This is a genomic window from Streptomyces sp. NPDC088147 (assembly GCF_044741565.1).
Classification (GTDB): Bacteria; Actinomycetota; Actinomycetes; order Streptomycetales; family Streptomycetaceae; genus Streptomyces.
In genome coordinates, this window is the sequence record NZ_JBIUSY010000010.1 from 286,558 (window position 1) to 301,405 (window position 14,848).

Annotated in this window: 17 protein-coding genes and 5 tRNA genes; 12 read left to right on the top strand and 10 right to left on the bottom strand. The window is 72.0% G+C overall.

Annotated features, from left to right (window positions below):
* Positions 1-232 precede the first annotated feature (232 nt).
* Entirely contained in the window at positions 233-1,567 is a 1,335-nt protein-coding gene (gene cobA / locus ACIOGX_RS32325; protein ID WP_401918185.1) for a uroporphyrinogen-III C-methyltransferase, read from the top strand.
* Between the two features lie 49 nt (positions 1,568-1,616).
* Here cobA and ACIOGX_RS32330 read toward each other — a convergent pair whose 3' ends face one another.
* On the bottom strand, positions 1,617-2,597 hold the full coding sequence (locus ACIOGX_RS32330; protein ID WP_401918187.1) for an aldo/keto reductase: 981 nt from the start codon (positions 2,595-2,597) through the stop codon (positions 1,617-1,619).
* A 176-nt stretch (positions 2,598-2,773) separates the two neighbouring features.
* On the opposite strand from ACIOGX_RS32330, the gene ACIOGX_RS32335 reads away from it, so the two are divergent.
* Entirely contained in the window at positions 2,774-3,685 is a 912-nt protein-coding gene (locus ACIOGX_RS32335; RefSeq protein WP_401918189.1) for a helix-turn-helix transcriptional regulator, read from the top strand.
* Between the two features lie 214 nt (positions 3,686-3,899).
* On the top strand, positions 3,900-4,718 hold the full coding sequence (locus ACIOGX_RS32340; RefSeq protein ID WP_356513965.1) for an RNA methyltransferase: 819 nt from the start codon (positions 3,900-3,902) through the stop codon (positions 4,716-4,718).
* A 33-nt stretch (positions 4,719-4,751) separates the two neighbouring features.
* Here ACIOGX_RS32340 and ACIOGX_RS32345 read toward each other — a convergent pair whose 3' ends face one another.
* Positions 4,752-5,972: a protein kinase gene (locus tag ACIOGX_RS32345; protein WP_401918324.1), complete on the bottom strand. Its 1,221-nt coding sequence runs from the start codon at positions 5,970-5,972 to the stop codon at positions 4,752-4,754.
* Between the two features lie 205 nt (positions 5,973-6,177).
* Between ACIOGX_RS32345 and ACIOGX_RS32350 the strand changes: the two genes are divergently transcribed.
* From ACIOGX_RS32350 to ACIOGX_RS32365, 4 genes are all read left to right on the top strand, one after another.
* On the top strand, positions 6,178-6,447 hold the full coding sequence (locus ACIOGX_RS32350; RefSeq protein WP_383961014.1) for a hypothetical protein: 270 nt from the start codon (positions 6,178-6,180) through the stop codon (positions 6,445-6,447).
* A 186-nt stretch (positions 6,448-6,633) separates the two neighbouring features.
* Entirely contained in the window at positions 6,634-6,840 is a 207-nt protein-coding gene (locus ACIOGX_RS32355) for a hypothetical protein (protein WP_356513961.1), read from the top strand.
* Between the two features lie 206 nt (positions 6,841-7,046).
* Complete coding sequence (locus ACIOGX_RS32360; protein ID WP_401918192.1) at positions 7,047-8,081, top strand: phosphotransferase family protein; 1,035 nt, start codon at positions 7,047-7,049, stop codon at positions 8,079-8,081.
* Between the two features lie 79 nt (positions 8,082-8,160).
* Entirely contained in the window at positions 8,161-8,469 is a 309-nt protein-coding gene (locus tag ACIOGX_RS32365; RefSeq protein WP_030355449.1) for a zf-TFIIB domain-containing protein, read from the top strand.
* An 81-nt stretch (positions 8,470-8,550) separates the two neighbouring features.
* Here ACIOGX_RS32365 and ACIOGX_RS32370 read toward each other — a convergent pair.
* The 5 genes from ACIOGX_RS32370 to ACIOGX_RS32390 form a co-directional block, all read right to left on the bottom strand.
* A tRNA-Val gene (locus tag ACIOGX_RS32370) sits at positions 8,551-8,622 on the bottom strand.
* 29 nt (positions 8,623-8,651) lie between these two features.
* Positions 8,652-8,723, bottom strand: a tRNA-Val gene (locus tag ACIOGX_RS32375).
* A 20-nt stretch (positions 8,724-8,743) separates the two neighbouring features.
* Positions 8,744-8,815, bottom strand: a tRNA-Val gene (locus tag ACIOGX_RS32380).
* 1 nt (position 8,816) lies between these two features.
* A tRNA-Cys gene (locus ACIOGX_RS32385) sits at positions 8,817-8,890 on the bottom strand.
* A gap of 37 nt (positions 8,891-8,927) precedes the next feature.
* Positions 8,928-9,000: transfer RNA gene (locus ACIOGX_RS32390), tRNA-Gly, on the bottom strand.
* 155 nt (positions 9,001-9,155) lie between these two features.
* Here ACIOGX_RS32390 and ACIOGX_RS32395 point away from each other — a divergent pair.
* The 3 genes from ACIOGX_RS32395 to ACIOGX_RS32405 all read left to right on the top strand — a co-directional run bounded on the left by ACIOGX_RS32395 (position 9,156) and on the right by ACIOGX_RS32405 (position 11,944).
* Positions 9,156-10,211, top strand: a complete 1,056-nt coding sequence (locus tag ACIOGX_RS32395; RefSeq protein WP_383961021.1) for a chorismate-binding protein — start codon at positions 9,156-9,158, stop codon at positions 10,209-10,211.
* Positions 10,212-11,033 carry an aminodeoxychorismate lyase gene (locus tag ACIOGX_RS32400; RefSeq protein WP_356513957.1) on the top strand — a complete coding sequence of 274 codons (822 nt, stop codon included), beginning with the start codon at positions 10,212-10,214 and terminating at the stop codon, positions 11,031-11,033. It begins immediately after the preceding gene.
* Between the two features lie 71 nt (positions 11,034-11,104).
* Complete coding sequence (locus ACIOGX_RS32405) at positions 11,105-11,944, top strand: GNAT family N-acetyltransferase (RefSeq protein WP_401918195.1); 840 nt, start codon at positions 11,105-11,107, stop codon at positions 11,942-11,944.
* Positions 11,945-11,985: 41 nt separating this feature from the next.
* Here the strand turns inward: ACIOGX_RS32405 and ACIOGX_RS32410 are convergent, their stop codons facing one another.
* A complete protein-coding gene (locus ACIOGX_RS32410; RefSeq protein WP_401764630.1) occupies positions 11,986-12,498 on the bottom strand; it encodes a DsbA family protein in 513 nt (170 codons plus the stop codon).
* A gap of 181 nt (positions 12,499-12,679) precedes the next feature.
* Here ACIOGX_RS32410 and ACIOGX_RS32415 point away from each other — a divergent pair, with 181 nt between their 5' ends.
* Together ACIOGX_RS32415 and ACIOGX_RS32420 are read left to right on the top strand one after the other, a co-directional pair.
* Entirely contained in the window at positions 12,680-13,129 is a 450-nt protein-coding gene (locus tag ACIOGX_RS32415) for a hypothetical protein (RefSeq protein WP_356514232.1), read from the top strand.
* Positions 13,130-13,327: 198 nt separating this feature from the next.
* Positions 13,328-13,480 carry a hypothetical protein gene (locus ACIOGX_RS32420; RefSeq protein WP_165372044.1) on the top strand — a complete coding sequence of 51 codons (153 nt, stop codon included), beginning with the start codon at positions 13,328-13,330 and terminating at the stop codon, positions 13,478-13,480.
* Positions 13,481-13,486: 6 nt separating this feature from the next.
* On the opposite strand, the gene ACIOGX_RS32425 is transcribed toward ACIOGX_RS32420, so the two are convergent.
* Together ACIOGX_RS32425 and ACIOGX_RS32430 are read right to left on the bottom strand one after the other, a co-directional pair.
* A complete protein-coding gene (locus ACIOGX_RS32425) occupies positions 13,487-14,062 on the bottom strand; it encodes a CGNR zinc finger domain-containing protein (RefSeq protein WP_356513950.1) in 576 nt (191 codons plus the stop codon).
* 208 nt (positions 14,063-14,270) lie between these two features.
* Positions 14,271-14,684, bottom strand: coding sequence for an SsgA family sporulation/cell division regulator (locus tag ACIOGX_RS32430; RefSeq protein WP_003959770.1), 414 nt, complete (start codon positions 14,682-14,684; stop codon positions 14,271-14,273).
* Positions 14,685-14,848 lie beyond the last annotated feature (164 nt).

Sequence of the window (14,848 nt, forward strand, 5' to 3'; positions counted from 1 at the left end):
GGGGGGTGTCCCCCGGGAAGACACAGCATGCCGTCCGGACCTGTGCCACCGGAGGCCCCGGCCCCCGGCCCGGCCACGACAACCGCAACCCGGCGACCGCACCCCGCACCCCGCACCCCCACCCCCACCCCCGCCGGAGCCGCACCGCCCCCGCCGTAAGCTGGACGCGCCCGACCGCACCGCACCCCACCTGCCGCTTCACACCCCGCCCGCCCGAGGAGCCCCCACCCACATGCCCGAGCACGACGAGTACGCGCACGACGAGCAGGCGCACGCGCACGAGCACGCGAACCAGCAAGCGCACCCGCATCCCGCCTACCCCGTCGGACTCCGCCTCGCCGGGCGGCGCGTTGTCGTCGTCGGTGGCGGGCAGGTCGCGCAGCGCCGGCTGCCCGCGCTCATCGCGGCCGGTGCGGACATCGTGCTGGTGTCGCCGTCCGCGAAGCCCTCCGTCGAGGCCATGGCGGCGGCCGGCGAGATCCGCTGGGAGCGCCGCCGCTACGAAGAGGGCGACCTCGCCGACGCCTGGTACGTCCTCGTCGCGTCCAGCGACGAGGACGCCAACCGCACCGCGTCCGCCGAGGCCGAGCGCCACCGCGTCTGGTGCGTGCGCAGCGACGACGCGGAGGCCGCCACCGCCTGGACCCCCGCCACCGGCCGCAGCGCGGGCCTCACCGTCGCCGTGCTCACCGGGCGCGACCCGCGTCGCTCCGCCGCCGTGCGGGACGCCATCGTGGAGGGGCTGCGCGACGGCACGCTCGCCGCCCCGCACCGTCGCAGCCGTACCCCTGGCGTCGCCCTCGTCGGCGGTGGTCCCGGCGACCCGGACCTGATCACCGTGCGCGGCCGGAGGCTCCTCGCCGAGGCGGATGTCGTGATCGCCGACCGTCTCGGCCCGCGTGATCTGCTGGACGAACTGCCGCCGCACGTCGAGGTGATCGACGCCGCGAAGATCCCGTACGGCCGTGCCATGGCGCAGGAGGCGATCAACGACGCGCTGATCGAGCATGCCAAGGCGGGCAAGGCCGTGGTCCGGCTCAAGGGGGGCGATCCGTTCGTCTTCGGGCGGGGCATGGAGGAGGCGCACGCACTGGCCGCGGCCGGTATCCCGTGCACCGTCGTGCCGGGTATCTCCAGCTCGATCAGCGTGCCGGGCGCGGTCGGAATCCCCGTCACACACCGGGGCGTCGCCCACGAGTTCACCGTGGTCAGTGGCCATGTCGCCCCGGACGACGACCGTTCGCTCGTCGACTGGGCTGCGCTCGCCCGGCTCCGTGGCACGCTCGTCCTGCTGATGGCCGTGGACAAGATCGGCGCGATCGCCCAGGCGCTCGTCGAGCACGGCAGGGCCCCCGGGACGCCGGTCGCGCTGGTGCAGGAAGGCACCACGGCCGCCCAGCGGAGGGTGGACGCCACGCTCGCGACGGTCGCGGAGGTCGTACGGGCCGAGGAGATCCGGCCCCCGGCGGTCATCGTCATCGGCGATGTCGTCGCCCTGGGGGACGGCACCTCAGCATCCCCGTCGGCCGGGCCCTCGCCGAGTCGCGGAAGGACCGGCACGGAGTGACGCGCTCCTCGTTGTCACATGTGCTGTGCGATCGACAGCGGGGACGGGGTCAGAAGAACGTGGGCAGGCGCGTGACGTAGGGCTCTTCGAGGGAGTCGATCTCCTCGGCGGTGAGCTCGATGTCGAGCGCGGCGACGGCGTCGGGGAGATGGTGCGGCTTGGTCGCGCCCACGATCGGGGCGGAGACCACCGGGTTCTTCAACACCCAGGCCATCGCGATCTGCGCCATCGACACGCCGCGGGCCAGGGCGATGCGCTGGATGGCCTCGACGACGGCCCGGTCGCTGTCGAGGAAAATCGGCCGGCCCTGCTGGTCGACTCTCCGGTTGATCTCCGCGCGCTGCGTGGAGCGTTCGCCCCAGGGGCGGGTGACCAGGCCCCCGGCCAGCGGGCTCCACGGGATGCTTCCCACGCCCTGGTGGGCGAGCAGGCCGAACATCTCGCGTTCCTCCTCGCGGTGGATCAGGCTGTACTGGTCCTGCATGGAGATGAACCGGGTCCAGCCGTGGGTCCGCGCGGCATGCTGCATCGCGGCGAACTGCCAGGCCCACATCGACGAAGCGCCGATATAGCGGGCCTTGCCCGCCTTGACCACGTCGTGCAGCGCTTCCATCGTCTCCTCGATCGGCGTCTGCGGGTCGAAGCGGTGGATCTGGTAGAGGTCGACGAAGTCGGTGCCGAGGCGCCGCAGCGAGGCGTCGATCTGCTCCATGACGGCCTTGCGGGACAGACCCGCCCCGCCCGGACCTTGGTCCATCGGCGCCCACAGCTTGGTGGCCAGAACGATGTCCTCGCGGCGGGTGTACGTGCGCAGCGCCCGCCCGACGATCTCCTCCGAGGTGCCCAGGCCGTAGATGTTCGCGGTGTCCCAGAACGTGATGCCGAGCTCGACGGCCTGGCGGAAGATCGGCTCGGCCGCGCTGTCGTCGAGCACCCAGGTGTCCCTCTTGGCGGGGTCGCCGAAGCTCATACAGCCCAGGGCGATCCGGCTGATCCTGAGCCCTGACGTTCCCAAGCGCGTGTACTCCATGGCCTGCTCCTGCCCGGTGATGTGGACGTGTGTACGTGTCCCGAAGAAGGCGGCCGCCTTCACACTCCCCACCGTGGCACGGACTGCGGCTCATGGCCTCCCACCAGGGAGTTCCTGCGGTTGCGGGTACTGCCAGAGCCCCCCACGCTCACGGAAACGGACGTATCGTCGTCGGCATGGACGCCCGCTCCGAGTTCCGCGACTTCCTCACCTCCCGCCGGGCACGAATCACTCCCGGACAAGCGGGCCTGCCCGTCAGCGGCGGAAACCGCCGGGTGACCGGGTTGCGCCGCGAGGAGGTCGCGCTCCTGGCCGGCGTGAGCGCCGACTACTACATCAAACTCGAACGCGGGAACGCCCGCGGCGTCTCCGACGGCGTCCTGGAGGCCCTCGCCCGCGCCCTCCACCTCGACGAGGCCGAACGCGCACATCTGTTTGATCTGGCCCGCGCCGCCGGCACCGGCACGCGGACACCCGGGCGCACCCCCAAGCCTCACGTGCGCCCCAGCGTCCAGCGCATCCTGGATTCCATGTCAGGCACCCCTGCCTACGTACGCAACCGCCGCCTGGACATCCTGGCCACCAACCAACTCGGCGAGGCCCTCCTCCAGCCGATCCTCGCGGGCCCGCGCCTGCCGCCCAACGTGGCTCGCTTCATGTTCCTGGACCCGGCCGCCGCCGATTACTACCTCGACTGGGAACGCATAGCCGCCGGCACCGTCGCGATCCTGCGCGCCGAAGCCGGACGCGACCCTCACGACCGGGCCCTGACCGAGCTGGTCGGAGAACTCTCCACCCGGAGCGACCTCTTCCGCACCCGCTGGGCCACCCACAACGTCCACCTGCACCGCGGCGGCGTCAAACAGCTCCGTCATCCCCTCGTCGGCGAACTCACCCTCGAATACGAGGCCCTGGAACTGCCGGCCGACACCGGACTGACCATCATGGCCTACAGCGCCGAACCCGCCACACCCGCACGCGACGCCCTGAACCTGCTGGCCGGCCGGGCCGCGGCCGACGACCAGGACAGCGTCTCCGATGAGGGGACTCGTCCCGCTCCCGCTCCGTGGCCCGGCACCTCCGCCTGAAACCCCAGCCGCCTGCCGCGGTGCCGGAATCGTCCATATCTACGCAGTACGTATGTGCGGTACGTGGATGATCCACCGTGCGATGCTCCCCGCAGCCGGAACAGCGCGGGGGTACCCCCTGCACCGGACCGCCGCGGCCGATCCGCGATGATCCGTCGGACAGGCCCTGGCCGTCCGCCCCGCACACCACTCACCGACAAGGCAGTGTCACCCCGTGGCTGAACTCATCACCGTCGACGACCCCGACGACCCCCGTCTGCGCGACTACACCGGTCTGACCGATGTCGAGCTGCGCCGCAGGCGCGAGCCGGCCGAAGGGCTGTTCATCGCGGAGGGCGAGAAAGTCATCCGCCGGGCCGGGCAGGCCGGCTACCCGATGCGGTCGATGCTGCTGTCGGCCAAGTGGGTCGACACCATGCGGGACATCATCGACGAGGTCACGGCCCCGGTGTACGCGGTCAGCCCCGAGCTGGCCGAGCGCGTGACCGGCTACCACGTGCACCGCGGCGCCCTCGCCTCCATGGCCCGCAAACCGCTGCCCACGGTGGACGAGGTGCTCCGTACGGCCCGCCGCGTCGCCGTCATGGAGGCGGTGAACGACCACACCAACATCGGCGCGATCTTCCGCAGCGCCGCCGCGCTCGGGATGGACGCCGTACTGCTCTCCCCGGACTGCGCCGATCCGCTCTACCGCCGTTCGGTGAAGGTCTCGATGGGCGCGGTGTTCTCCGTGCCGTACGCCCGGCTCGAAGGCTGGCCACGGGCGCTGGACACCGTACGGGAGGCCGGTTTCCGGCTGCTGGCGCTCACCCCCGACGAGCGGGCGGTCCCGATGGACGAGGCCGCTCCGCACCGGCTGGAGCGTGTCGCGCTGATGCTGGGCGCGGAGGGCGCCGGGCTGTCCGGGCGGGCGCTGGGCGCGGCCGACACCTGGGTGCGTATCCCCATGGCGCACGGAGTGGACTCGCTGAACGTCGGCGCGGCGGCGGCGGTCGCCTTCTACGCGGTCACGACGGGCCGCCCGGAGAGCTGACCGACCCGGGCCGTGCGGCGGAGGCCGTACGGCTCAGAGCTGCTGGGCCGCGGCGATGCCCAGCGCGACGATCAGGGTCACGACGACGAAGACGATCAGCCGCTGCCGCAGCAGGCGCGGGTTGGCGGGCCGCAGCTTGCCCGCACCCGTCCGGGGGCCGGGCTTCGGACGGGTGCCGCCCGTACGCACGGCGCCCCGGGACCGCGGCGGGCGCGGGGCGCCGTTGCGGGGGGAGGAACCGCCGGTACGGGGGGAGGCGCCCGTGCTCCGGGAAGGCCCGGGACGCGACGCCTGGCCACCGGACGCTCCCGGCGCACGGCCCGGCGCGCCGAGTCCGGGGCTCCGCTCCGTATAACGCTCGGTCAGCCGGCCGGTCGGCAGCTCCTGCCCGTTCCGCGTCCGCTGTACGGGCGGCCGGCTGTCCGAGAGCCCCTGGGCCTCGCGCGCCGCGATCTCCTTGAGCCGCATCGAGAGCTGGAGCGTGCTGGGACGTTCCTCCGGGTCCTTGGCCAGACAGGCCCGCACCAGCGGAGCGAGCGCGTCCGGCATCCCGTCGAGATGCGCCTCCTCATGCACCACCCGGTAGAGCATGACCTCGGAACTGCCGTGTCCGAACGGGGAGTCGGCGGTCGCCGCGTACGCCAGCGTGGCGCCCAGCGAGAACACGTCCGTGGCCGGGGTGACCGCCGCGCCGCGTACCTGTTCCGGGGCGAGGAAGCCCGGCGACCCGACGGCCGTACCGACATGGGTCAGCGTGCTCGCGCCCGTCGCCCAGGCGATGCCGAAGTCGATGATGCGCGGGCCCTTGGGGGAGAGCAGGATGTTCGACGGTTTGAGATCGCGGTGGACGACGCCCGCCTCGTGCACGGCCACCAGCCCCTCGGAGAGCGCGGCGCCCACGGAGGCGACCTCGGCCGCCGAGAGCGGCCCCTCCTCGTTGATCTTGTCGTGCAGTGAGGGACCCGGCACGTACTGGGTGGCGAACCACGGGCGGTCCGCGTCCAGATCCGCGGCCACCAGCCGTGCCGTACAGCCGCCCCGGATCCGCCGCGCCGCGGAGACCTCGCGGGCGAACCGCGACCGGAACTCCTGATCCTCGGCCAGATCCGGCCGGATCACCTTCAGCGCGACCCGCTGGCCGCGCCGGTCGGAGCCCAGATACACGACCCCCATACCGCCGGCCCCCAGCCGCCGGTGAATCCTGAACGAACCGACGACACGCGGGTCCTCGCGCCGGAGCCGCATCATCGCCATGTCCATCCCCGCTGCCCGGTCGTCCGTGTGACGTGGCACAGCTTACGTACCCGCGCCCCGGCGCGCTCATAGGCCGCGCCCTCGCGTACGGACCGATTGTCAGTGCCGGGTGGGAAACTTGAGCAGTGGTCAGGGGAGTGGCGGAGCCCAGGTCCTCCGGCCCGTGCGTGATCTCAAAGATCCGACACAGAAGGGGGATTGGATCGTGAAGGGTGACCGGGTGGAGATAGTCGTGGACGCGGGGGACACGACACGGACCTACGAAGTGGTGGCGAGCCGGGCGGGCCGCAGAGTGGAGACCGCGGTGCGCAGGGGAGTGGTGGAAGTGAGCGAAGTCACCCGCAGCGGAGGGGTGGTCAGAACGGCGCGTTTCATGGCCACGCGGGTCCTCGCGTTGGTCGAGCAGCCGGTGCCCCGGGTGGAGTCCTCGGAGCGCTCCGAGGAGCGTCCCGTCCGGGACGACCCCGGGTACTAGGGGGTCTCCACCCAGGGGAGTACGTACCGGCGTCCGGCTCATCCTCCGGGAGGCCCGGCAATGGGTACGCGGGCATGACGACCGGGGCCCGCCCGCTCCCTAATGTTGAGGTCAAGCGGCGGGTGCGGTGCTCGTCCCCCGAGGTCGGACACTCGCCGCTCTTGGAATCAGGACAGGAGAAGGACCATGGCGGACACGGCATCGCGGGCGATGATCCGCACGCAGGGACGCAAGGCGTTCGCCGCGTTCGGCGGGCGCCGGTCCGGCACCCGTCACCCCCTGGTGGCGACCGCCATGGTCCTTCCTCTGGCAGCCCTGCTGGTAGTCGCCTTCGGCGGCTGGGACGCAGTGGTGACACAAGCGTCGTCCGTGGGCGTGATGCTGGGGCGCTGAGCGGCGCTTCGGATCCGGGAGAGCGGCCCGGATCGGGGACATCCGGCCAACAACCCCGTGGGGACGGGGGTGCGGCGGACGGCAGCGTTTGGCCGGTCAGCTGGGGAGCTGACCGGCCATCGCGCTGTCCGGACCGATCCGCACGGCACGCCCCGGGTCCTTCGCCGTACGCTCGCCGCGGAACACCACGCATCAGAGGGGCCTCCGTGACCGCTTCCGTCGTACGCGCGCTGGGCCGCGTCGCCCGTGACACCGCCCATCCGGCGCTGCGCGCGGCGGACCCGGCGGGCTGCCGGGCCTGCGGCCGGGGGAGTACCGTCCTCGCCGACCGGCCGGACGGGATCGTCGTACGGCACGGCGAGGTCGTCGCCAAGGCCCATGCCGACGGTACGGACCGGGCCGGGCACCGCGCCAGGCTCGCCGTCGCCGCGCATCCCCTGCTCGCCGGCGTACTGCTGCCGCCGCTTCCGGCCGCCACCGCGGAGGTGGGCGGCCGTCCGGTGACCGCGTGGCCGTACGGCGCCCCGGTCGACCCCGCCGACCCCGACGCGGCCCCCTGGGAGCAGGCCGGCACGCTCCTCGCCCGGCTGCACACCCTGCCGCTCGCGACGCTCTCCGAAGCGGTGGCCGGGACCGGAGCCGTGGCGGGAGCCCTCGTGGCAGCGGGCGGCCGTCCGGGGCTGCCGGACATGCGGGGACCCGCCAAGGCCGCCCGCGCCGTCGCGCGGATGCGCGCCGCCGGGCCTCACCCCGCCGCCCTTCCCGTAGAGCGCGCCTGGCAGCGCCTGCCCGCCTGGGCCCGTGGTGAGGCGCGCGCTCCGGGGCCGTACGCCCTGTGCCACGGCGATCTGCACCTGGGCCAGCTCGTACGCCACCCGGCCCCCGACGGCCCCTGGCTGCTCATCGACATCGACGACCTCGGACTCGGCGACCCGGCCTGGGACTTGGCCCGCCCCGCCGCCTGGTACGCCGCCGGACTGCTGCCCCCCGAGGCCTGGCTGCGCTTCCTCGGCGCCTACCGGTCCGCGCACGGCCCCGCCGTGCCCGCCGGCCCCGACGCGGATCCCTGGCCCCGGCTGGACATCGCGGCCCGCGCCCTCACCGTGCAGACCGCCGCACTGGCCGTCGCCAAGTCGGCCGCCGAGGGCCGGGATCCGGACGACGTCGAGCAGCTGATGATCGACGCCTGCGCCCGGATCGCGGCCGTCGCAACCGAGTTGTCGCCGGAGGCGTCGTCGTAGGGTGGGGCCACAGACGAACCCACGGCCGCCGGGAGCGTGTTACGGCGACGCCGGACGAACGGCGAGGAGCGAGCAGACCATGCAGTGTCCCAAGTGCCATGCGGCGATGCACACATACAACCGCAACGGTGTCCAGATAGAGCAGTGCAGCGGCTGCCGGGGGATCTTCCTCGACTACGGCGAGCTGGAGTCCCTGACCCGCCTGGAGTCGCAGTGGTCGCAGCAGGCGCCGCCCGTACAGCAGGCGCCGCCCCCGCCCCCGCAGGCGTACCCCGCCGCCCCCGCCCCCGCCTGGGGCGCGCCGCAGCACGGCGGCGGCCACTACGGGGGTCACCACGGCGGACACCACCGTCAGAAGAGCTTCGGGCGGATGCTGTTCTCCTCCTGAGGCAAACTGAGAGCCAGGCGACTGAGAGCCAGGCATACGACGAAGCCCCCGGCCATGGAGACGGCCGGGGGCTTCGGACTGTGCGCGATACTGGGATTGAACCAGTGACCTCTTCCGTGTCAGGGAAGCGCTCTCCCGCTGAGCTAATCGCGCGGGTGGGACCTCATGTGGTGCGTGCTGCGTGCGCGATACTGGGATTGAACCAGTGACCTCTTCCGTGTCAGGGAAGCGCTCTCCCGCTGAGCTAATCGCGCGCGAATCCAAGTGGATCCAGTGGACGATACTGGGATTGAACCAGTGACCTCTTCCGTGTCAGGGAAGCGCTCTCCCGCTGAGCTAATCGTCCTTGGAGGTGGAGACGGGATTTGAACCCGTGTAGACGGCTTTGCAGGCCGTTGCCTCGCCTCTCGGCCACTCCACCAGGAGTACGGGGGTTCGGGAAGGATCCCCCATATTCGAGCGGACGACCAGGTTCGAACTGGCGACCTCAACCTTGGCAAGGTTGCGCTCTACCAACTGAGCTACGTCCGCGTATCGTTTCCGGACCGTCGTACGGCCCGGCGACGTGTTGAACTCTAGCGGATTCCGGGGCCAGCACAAAAACGCGTTTCCGCAGCGTGCTGGGGTGCGTTCGCCGTACGTTCAGCCCGGAGCGGCCCGACGGTGGCTGTTCTAGACTCGCAAGCGTGCACGACCTCGCTCCTTTGGCCCGCTTCGGCGGCCTTCTGGCCACCGGTCTGCGGGATGTCACCCATGATCCGGAAGCGCTCGACTCCGCCGGGTTCTGGGCCGTCGCCGCGGACTTCGAGGGCCGTCTCACCTGCGCGCGCTTCGACGACGTACGAGCCGATCCCGTGCCCGCACCGGTGCCGGGACAGTGGCGCGGGCCCGCCGCCGGTGACTGGACGTCGTCGCTCGACCGCGACGCGTACACCAAGGGCGTCCGCCGGATCCGCGAGTACATCGCCGCGGGCGACGTGTACCAGGTGAACCTCTGCCGGGTGCTCTCCGCGCCGCTGCCCGCCCCGGACACGGCCGATGTCGACGCGCTGACGGCCCTGCTCGCGCGTGACAACCCCGCGCCGTACGCCGGAACGATCCGGCTGCCCGCGCACGGCGTGGAGATCGCGACCGCCTCGCCCGAGCTGTATCTGAGCACGGCCGGCCGTACCGTCGAGTCCGGTCCGATCAAGGGCACCGCCCGAAGCGCGGAGGAGATGCTGGAGAAGGACCACGCCGAGAACGTGATGATCGTGGACCTCGTCCGCAACGACCTGGGCCGTGTCTGCGCCACCGGATCCGTGACGGTCCCCGCGCTCTGCGCGGTCGAGCCGCACCCCGGACTGGTCCATCTCGTCTCGACCGTACGGGGCCGGCTCGCCGAGAAGGCGGGCTGGCCGGAGCTGCTGCCCGCCACGTTCCCGCCCGGCTCGGTCACCGGCGCCCCCAAGTCCAGCGCCCTGCGGATCATCGAAGAGCTGGAGACCGCCCCGCGCGGCCCTTACTGCGGTGGTATCGGCTGGGTCGACGCCGACCGCGGCACCGCCGCGCTGGCCGTCGGGATCCGTACCTTCTGGATCGACCGCGACACGGCCCCCGGACCCGTCCTGCGCTTCGGCGCCGGCGCGGGCATCACCTGGGGATCCGACCCCGAGGGGGAGTGGGAGGAGACCGAGCTGAAGGCCGCCCGGCTGCTCGCGATAGCGTCGGGTGCGTACGAAGCGAGTGGAAGGACCGGGTAGATGAAGATCTGGGTCAACGGCGCACTCCACACGGCCGAGGGTGCCCTCGTGTCCGTGCTGGATCATGGACTGACCGTGGGGGACGGCATCTTCGAGACGGTCAAGACCGTCCAGGGCCGGCCCTTCGCCCTCACCCGGCATCTGGACCGGCTGAGCCGCTCCGCCCGGGGACTCGGACTGACGGAGCCGGATCTCGACGAGGTACGCCGCGCCTGCGCGGCCGTTCTCGACGCCAATCCCGTGGAGTTGGGGCGGCTGCGGATCACCTACACCGGCGGGCTCTCCCCGCTCGGCTCCGACCGGGGCGAGGCGGGGCCGACGCTGGTGGTCGCCGTCGGCGGGACGAAGCGCCGGCCCGACACCACCGCCGCCATCACCGTGCCGTGGGCGCGCAACGAGCGCGGCGCGGTGACCGGCCTCAAGACCACCTCGTACGCGGAGAACGTCGTCGCCCTCGCGCGGGCGCGCGAGCGGGGCGCGAGCGAGGCGCTCTTCGCCAATACGGTCGGCGCCCTCTGCGAGGGCACGGGCTCCAACGTCTTCGTCGTCCTCGACGGCGAGTTGCACACCCCGCCGCTCGCGTCCGGCTGTCTCGCCGGCATCACCCGGGCCCTGACGGCCGAGTGGTGCGGTGCCCATGAGACGGATCTGCCGCTGGACGTCCTGGAGCGCGCGGACGAGATCTTCCTGACCTCCACGCTGCGCGACGTACAGGCCGTCCACCGTCTCGACGACCGTCAACTGCCCGCCGCCCCGGGGCCGGTGACCACCAAGGCGATGCGCGTCTTCGAGGAGCGGGCAGGCGCCGACCTGGACCCCTGAGCCCTGGTGAGCGGCGCCGCCGGTCCGTAAAGCGGATGACTCCGCGCCACGCGTTGGGTACAACTCCCCTGATGACCACCACTCTGCGGCCGACCGGGCCGCTTCAGCAGGCCGACGACGGCGGGAAATCACGCTCCTACGAGGTCTGCGTGAACAGCCGCCCCGTCGGCACGATCGCACTCGCCACGGACCCCGGCTTCGGGCACAGGGCCGGGATCATCGAGGCCCTCCGCGTCGACGAACCCGACCGCGGACGCGGCCGGGGCACCGTCGCGCTGCTCGCCGCCGAGGAGGTGCTGCGCGGCTGGGGCTGCGGCCAGGTGCTGGCCGCCGTACCGTCCGACGCGGTGCCCGCGCTCCGTCTGCTGGAGTCCCTCGGCTACACCGAGCGCAGCCGCAACATGGACAAGGCGGTACCGGCCCGGCCTCCACGGCTTCCGGCGGATGTCGAGGGCCGTCCGATGAACGACGCGGAGTACGAGGTCTGGGAGGCACAGGCCCTCGACGACTACGCCCGCAACTGGACGGCCCGTGGCGTGCCGCCCGAGCAGGCCCGCGGCAAGGCGGAGGCCAGCCACCGCGAGAACCTCCCCCAGGGCCTGGCCACCCCGGGCGTCTCGATCAGCGTCCTCGTCCACGCCGGAACCACCGTCGGCCATGTCTGGGTCGCGCCGCGCGAGGTGCGACCCGGCGAGTGGGGCTCGTGGGTGTACGACGTGGCGGTCGCCGAGGACCAGCGCGGCAAGGGCTACGGCCGCGCGCTGATGCTGCTCGCCGAGCGGGCGGCGCTGGAGACCGGGGACAGCCTGCTGGGGCTGCATGTGTTCGCGAACAACACCCCGGCGATCCGGCTGTACGAATCGCTCCAGTACGCCACCACGAACCGCAACTTCTTCAAACAACTGCTCTGAGCACGGCCCCCGAGACCCCCTGACGCTCGACCGGACGGGGCCTAAACGCCCGCCAGCAGCCGGTCCGCGATCTCCTCGATGCGCCCGCGCAGCCCTTCCTGGCTCTTGCCGCCGTCCAGCCGCTCGTCCCCGATGACATACGTGGGGGTGCCGGTGACCCCGATCGCCTTGCCCTCGGCCTGGTCGGCGTCGACGGCCAGGAGGTGCCGGCCGTCGATCAGCGCGGTGTCGAACTCCTCGGCGTCCAGTCCCAGCTCACGCGCCACCTCCAGCAGGACGGGTTCCCCCTCGGCCGCCAGCTCCGCCGTCCTGGCCAGTACGGCTTCGACGTACGGCCAGCCGCGCCCCTGCTCCGCGGCTTCCTCGGCGGCCTGCGCGGCGGCGTACGCGTGCTTGTGCTTCTCCAGGGGGAAGTGCCGCAGCCGCGGCTCCAGCCGGTCCCCGTAGCGGGCGCGCAGCGCGCGCACATCGTCCAGGGCCCGGTGGCAGTCGGGGCATTCCAGGTCGCACCAGATGTCGAGGACGACGGGACGGATGGCGGTGGAGTCGTTCATGGGTCCAGTCTTCCAGCCCGCGGGACCCCGGCCGACCGGGACCTGGGGAGGACACCGCCCCCGAGATCTCCCCCAGATCCGTCCGGCCTCGCCCCGCACCGTGGCCCCGAGCCGGTCGCGAGGTGCAGGATGGAGAGCGAGACGTTTCCGGCCGATGAGACGCGCCTGCCTGGAGGACCTGATGATTGCCGAGACCATTTGCTCCGCGGTGTCAGCAGCGGGCCTGGGCATCGCCGCGATCACGGCGTACCGGAAGCGCTTCCTCGCCGCGGCCCGCATCGCGGCCTATGCGCTGGTGCCGGTGGCGCTGGCGATGACGGGCATCGTGAAATGGGCCGCCAGCACGGCGTTCAGCCCGATGGCGTGGGCGGGCTTCGGCGTCCTGGCGGTGGCATGGCTGCTGTTCATGACCACCCGGGCGGTGGAGCGCCGGCGGGGCGGGACGCGCAAGGAGCGCAGAGCCGCTGCGAAGGCCGCGCGCCAGGGCGCCGCGGTCGAGCCCGCCGCGTCCGCGCCCTCACTGGGCCCCGGCACCCGGCCGGCCGCTCAGCCCAAGGCCAAGGAGCCCGCGGCGAAGCCGGGCGACGACTTCAGTGACATCGAGGCCATTCTCAAGAAGCACGGCATCTGAGCCTTCTCGCGACCTGCCGGGACCTGCCGGGACCGGCCGGAGCGCCCTCCCCGTTTCCGGGAGTGCGGGGCAGCATCGCAGGTGAGACGGGATTCGGCGGGATTTCGTGGATGTTTTCCACGGAATATGATGAACTCCCGCTCCGAGGACGCGTGTTGGTCAACAGGCCGGTTCGGGGTGCGTCATGATCGCCCCGAGATGCTCGATACCTCACGGGGTGAACCCCCCGCACCCACCGATGAGCAGCGCGGTTGTCTTTTCGCGCTCTCCCAGCCGCCGTTGATGATCTTCCTGACGGTGATCGGCTCGCTGCTGCTGATGGCGGCGGTCCACGATCTCTTCCTGCTGTGAGTGCCCTCAGCCGGCCGCCGCTTCCTTGCGGCGTGCCCGGTACGCGGCCACATGCAGCCGGTTGCCGCAGGTGCGGCTGTCGCAGTAACGGCGCGAGCGGTTCCGCGACAGGTCGACGAACGCGTGCCCGCAGTCCGGGGCCTCGCAGCGGCGCAGCCTTTCCTGTTCTCCGGCCACGACCATGAACGCCAGGGCCATGCCGCAGTCGGCGGCGAGATGATCGGCGACGGAGGCGCCCGGCGCGAAGTAGTGCACATGCCAGTCGTAGCCGTCGTGATCGGTCAGCTGCGGCGTCGTCCCCGCGGCCGCGACGAGCTGATTGATCAGATCGGCCGCGGAGCGCGGGTCCCGCGCCGCGAAGACCTCCGCGAACCGGGCCCGTACGTTCAGTACGGCCCGCAGATCGCGGTTGCCCAGCTCTCCCACCCCGCTGATGTCATGGGTCCGTACGAAGCCGTACAGCGCCTCGACGTCCCCGAGCCCGTCCGTACCGCCGGCGCCGTCCGAATCCTCCTCCGGTGCGGTGTTCACCAGATCGACGACCGTGTCGAGCGCGATCCGGGTGTCGTGTGGAATCAGCACGATCCGCTCCCTGCCTGCCGCGGGCCGGTGCCCGCCTGATCCCGCCGACTTTAGTCGCTGGCCGCGCCGGACGGGGCCGGGCCGGAAACGCACCGGCGCCGTCGTCGCGGTGGGTTCCGCGGCGACGGCGTCGGTGTCCTCCGTATGCGGTTGTCCGCGCGGCGCCGTCTCCCCGAGTCGGACGGCGCCGTGCAGTCCTCTGCCTGGCTCAGCTCTCGGCCAGGATGTGTGAGAGTTCCGTGTCGAGGTCGAAGTGACGGTGCTCGGTGCCGGGTGGCACCGCGGCGTCGGTCCGCTTGAGGAACGACTCCAGGGCCCGCGCCGGGGCCTCGAGCAAGGCTTCGCCCTCAGGGGAGCTCAGAGCGATGCAGACGACGCCCTGACCGTGACTGCGGGACGGCCAGACTCGGACGTCGCCGGTGCCGGTGGGCCGGTGCAGCCCCTCGGCGAGAAGGTCGCGGGCGAAGACCCACTCGACCGTCTCTTCGGCTCCGGTGTGGAAGGTGGCGTGCACGGCATAGGGATCGGCCGTGTCATACCGGAGGCCCGCGGGTACAGGCAGTGAGGACTCGCTCGATACAACGAGGCGCAGGTGCAGCTCGCAGCTGACCGTGGTGTTCATAAGCGCCAGGGCCTTTCGCTCAGTGTGCGCTCGGGGATTCGCACGTCGGCGAAGTCGACATGCCACCTACGGTGCCGTTGTAAACCCCTCTGTCTGTTTTGTGATTCTTCGGGTAGCTCGTACGGCGGTGTGTGACTTCGGGTTATACGGCCATTCCGGTGACG

What these genes read in the sequence shown, in the direction of transcription:
- ACIOGX_RS32430 (WP_003959770.1), bottom strand. Translation starts at nt 14,684, where the DNA reads ATGAACACCACGGTCAGCTGCGAGCTGCACCTGCGCCTCGTTGTATCG.
- ACIOGX_RS32420 (WP_165372044.1), top strand. Translation starts at nt 13,328, where the DNA reads ATGCTCGATACCTCACGGGGTGAACCCCCCGCACCCACCGATGAGCAG.
- ACIOGX_RS32400 (WP_356513957.1), top strand. Translation starts at nt 10,212, where the DNA reads ATGAAGATCTGGGTCAACGGCGCACTCCACACGGCCGAGGGTGCCCTC.
- ACIOGX_RS32405 (WP_401918195.1), top strand. Translation starts at nt 11,105, where the DNA reads ATGACCACCACTCTGCGGCCGACCGGGCCGCTTCAGCAGGCCGACGAC.
- ACIOGX_RS32345 (WP_401918324.1), bottom strand. Translation starts at nt 5,972, where the DNA reads ATGGCGATGATGCGGCTCCGGCGCGAGGACCCGCGTGTCGTCGGTTCG.
- ACIOGX_RS32355 (WP_356513961.1), top strand. Translation starts at nt 6,634, where the DNA reads ATGGCGGACACGGCATCGCGGGCGATGATCCGCACGCAGGGACGCAAG.
- ACIOGX_RS32335 (WP_401918189.1), top strand. Translation starts at nt 2,774, where the DNA reads ATGGACGCCCGCTCCGAGTTCCGCGACTTCCTCACCTCCCGCCGGGCA.
- ACIOGX_RS32415 (WP_356514232.1), top strand. Translation starts at nt 12,680, where the DNA reads ATGATTGCCGAGACCATTTGCTCCGCGGTGTCAGCAGCGGGCCTGGGC.
- ACIOGX_RS32365 (WP_030355449.1), top strand. Translation starts at nt 8,161, where the DNA reads ATGCAGTGTCCCAAGTGCCATGCGGCGATGCACACATACAACCGCAAC.
- cobA (WP_401918185.1), top strand. Translation starts at nt 233, where the DNA reads ATGCCCGAGCACGACGAGTACGCGCACGACGAGCAGGCGCACGCGCAC.
- ACIOGX_RS32330 (WP_401918187.1), bottom strand. Translation starts at nt 2,597, where the DNA reads ATGGAGTACACGCGCTTGGGAACGTCAGGGCTCAGGATCAGCCGGATC.
- ACIOGX_RS32410 (WP_401764630.1), bottom strand. Translation starts at nt 12,498, where the DNA reads ATGAACGACTCCACCGCCATCCGTCCCGTCGTCCTCGACATCTGGTGC.